2 protein-coding genes are annotated in these 3,129 nt (G+C 35.6%); both read right to left on the reverse strand.

Features of this window, described 5'->3' with window-relative positions:
* Positions 1-455: 455 nt before the first annotated feature.
* The gene (locus J7K39_05755; GenBank protein MCD6179391.1) at positions 456-1,373 is read right to left on the reverse strand and encodes an enoyl-CoA hydratase/isomerase family protein; all 918 of its coding nucleotides are present in this window, start codon (positions 1,371-1,373) and stop codon (positions 456-458) included.
* Positions 1,366-2,982 (reverse strand): HNH endonuclease, encoded by a 1,617-nt coding sequence (locus J7K39_05760; protein ID MCD6179392.1) that lies wholly within the window; start codon positions 2,980-2,982, stop codon positions 1,366-1,368. Before J7K39_05760 ends, J7K39_05755 begins: the two co-directional genes overlap by 8 nt.
* Between the last annotated feature and the right edge of the window lie 147 nt (positions 2,983-3,129).

The raw sequence follows: 3,129 nt of genomic DNA on the forward strand, positions 1-3,129 counted from the left end.
CCGCTGATTTGAGCATTTCCTTAAACTTCCCAGGTATTATCACGGCTGGGAGGCAGGCAATTTTTATATCCTCGGGGTTCTCTTCCCACAGCCTAATGCAAGCCTTGGACGCTGATACACCTGTAGCACAGCCACCAAAGCAGGTATAGAGAAACAAACGCCATCGTTTTTTTGACACATTATTCCCCTAAAATTTCACAGTTCTTAATCGTGTTTGCTTCACAATTGTATCTTCAATAATATCAAAAAATTGAACAACACATCAGGCTCAATTTTGTAGTAAAGTACATTGCTTGACCTGAGGATTAATTCTTTAACATATATCCAACCGGTTTCAACTAACGCTTGAATTAACCAGCCTCGCCAACAGCCTTCGGAAAAGCGACGCTGTTCTCTGGGTCAGGTTGAGCGATTCGTTATGCGATTCCGTTTAATTTTAGAGTACTTAATGTTTGCTACTCACCTTTATATTTTGGTTTTTGTTTTTTTATAAATGATTTTGTTCCTTCCTTAAAATCCTTGGTAGAAGCAACTAAACCAAAATAATCAGCACCAAGTTTTGCAGATTCTTCAATTGATAAATTGAGGCCACGGTGCAAAGCCTCCCATGAGAACTGTACTGCTAATGGAGCATTGGATAAAATTTCATTGAGTATTTTCTCACCTTCACTTTGCAAATGTTCAGATTCAACTACACGGTTTAGCAAGCCAATTTGCATTGCTTCATTTGCTGTAATAATTTTACCTGTAAGAAGCATTTCTGTAGCACGAGTTTTGCCTATTAATCTTGGAAGCCTGGTTGTGCCACCCCATCCTGCAACAGCCCCAATTTTTACTTCTGGATGTCCTAACTTTGCGGTAGAGACTGCAATACGCAACGTACATGACTCCGCCAGTTCAAGACCGCCGCCAAGCGCAAAACCATTAATGAGTGCGATGACTGGTTTACCTAAATTTTCAATTTGGTTGTTAACCAATATTGCCTTTTTTGCCAATTCACGAACTTGCAACGGAGATGCATTGCTTAAATATTCAATATCTGCTCCTGCTGAAAAGGCTTGCTCTCCCATACCGGTTATTATAACTCCTTGTATAGCTCGATTCTCCTTGATAGAAACCAGCTCAGCTTTTAGCAAATCCAATAATGCAGAATTTAATGCATTTAAGACACTTGGGCGATTTAATACGAGATGTACTATGTTGTTTTGCTTGCTGACGGACAGCGCAGAATCCGAATCTTTGTTCATGACTAATTTTTCCTTTCCTATTTTATTTTCAAACGCATAACGACCTGCATCAGCCGCCGCGCCGGGATGCTCAAAGAAAAATCGGGCGGCTGTTCGCGGTCGAGGCTGTATGATTTTGTTATACAAACTTATCGGTACCCTTGATCATTTCAATAAAATTTAATGGATTCGCTAAAACAACTGCTCCATCTAAACTATTGCCTGTTTCAAATATTTCTCTCCAATAGTCATAATTATTTTTACCAGAAAATATTGTGCTCGCCATTGATCTATCTTTCCATAGTGGTAGCTGACTAAGGTTCTTTACAAAATTTTCAATATTTATCCAAATTTGATCATCAAATGGTGTCTGAAATATTTTCTCTTCAGCAACCATTTTCCCTGTGTTTGCAAAATAGGTAGTTATGACTTTTTTTAGATATTGCAACCAATTATATAGAATCTCTTCTTTGCTGATTCTGTATGCTATTAAATGATCATCTGTTATCTCTGTATCCTTTTTATCAATAATTTTCTTTTCAACTCGCGCAGTCCCAACTTCCGGCAAAAATTTATTCATATAAATATTTTCAGCCAGTATGCTTAGAACTTTTACAATTTGATCTATTTCCAATTCTCTTGGATTCAATCCTTCATCTGTTTTTGAATCTATTGTTGTTTTTAAAACAAGTTTAGAGCTAACGAAGGAAGACAAAATAGTTTTATCAAAAGCACTGTATGAAATAGGCAACTCTTTAGCTTTCCCTTCAAAATCGATATAGTCTTTTAATTTATTGTCTTTCGCATTGGTTATTGAGTGTTTTATAGAGTCAATAATGTATTTTTTAATATTAGCTCCATCGCCTTTAAAAAAGTCAATAAGTTGTTGCTCTGAAAAAGAATAATCATCTTCTTTTAGATTATGGGCTATCTGATATTTCTTAACCCTTTCGGAGTAAAGCGTATTGTTCAATTGCCTCATTATAGATTTATCAAAGGCAATCTGTCGCAGGGTGCTCCCAGCATTGGTATTTGTTTCTGTTAACCTGTCAATGTTTGGTTCCAAAAATATTCGAACCACCAATTTTTTAGTGCCTAATAAAATTTGAGCAACAGCTTTATGCTGACCATCAAATATTTTTAACTTGCCATCCTCTATCCGAGCAAGACTAAGGTGTAGTTGTGGATTGTGCTTATCAAATTCTTTAACAAGCTTTCCTATACTATTATTTATCCCACGTGGGTTAATGATTTCATCATGGAATAGGTACTCGATCGGCACTTCAATAAAGCATGTTTGTTCTTTGGAAAGATTATCGATATATATAGGTGCTTGATATATTTTGTTATCTCCAATATCTGAAAATGAATACTTCAGTTCCATGCCTTCAATTGTATATTTTAACTCATGCTTTGAACCATTGTAATTTTTTAATACATCCTTCAGTGATGCTGACTTGCTCGTTTTGGTATATACTGCTTTCTGAATTTTGCTGAGTTTTTGTAATATTTTTGCAATTTTTAAATTCGCATCCTGTTTAGACTTGTTGCAACTTTCATGTGTGACAGCAAAATTTTCCTCGGCATCTTTTCCTTTGTTCGCTAACGGAATTATATGATCAATATTTGTCGTGTGTACATCCAGATCGATTTTATCTTCACAGATGAAGCATTGATGATTTTGAATGTTCCACAGCTTTTTCGTAAGTTCTGAATAATCATCCTTTGATAGGGATGACAAATATTTCGATGCCATTCTGTTCTCCTAATTGAATTTCTGATGATTCTATATTGTATAACATTATTATTATCAAGCCATATTGACCTGATAAATTGATATTTAAGGGTCTTTATGGTAATATTGCCTTGTCTGAATATCAAATATACGCTCACCTAAATTGAG

The organism is Bacteroidales bacterium, from assembly GCA_021157585.1.
Classification (GTDB): domain Bacteria; phylum Bacteroidota; class Bacteroidia; order Bacteroidales; family UBA12170; genus UBA12170.

Excerpts from the sequence above, each read along its gene's own strand:
- J7K39_05760 (MCD6179392.1), bottom strand. The coding sequence starts at position 2,982 with ATGGCATCGAAATATTTGTCATCCCTATCAAAGGATGATTATTCAGAA.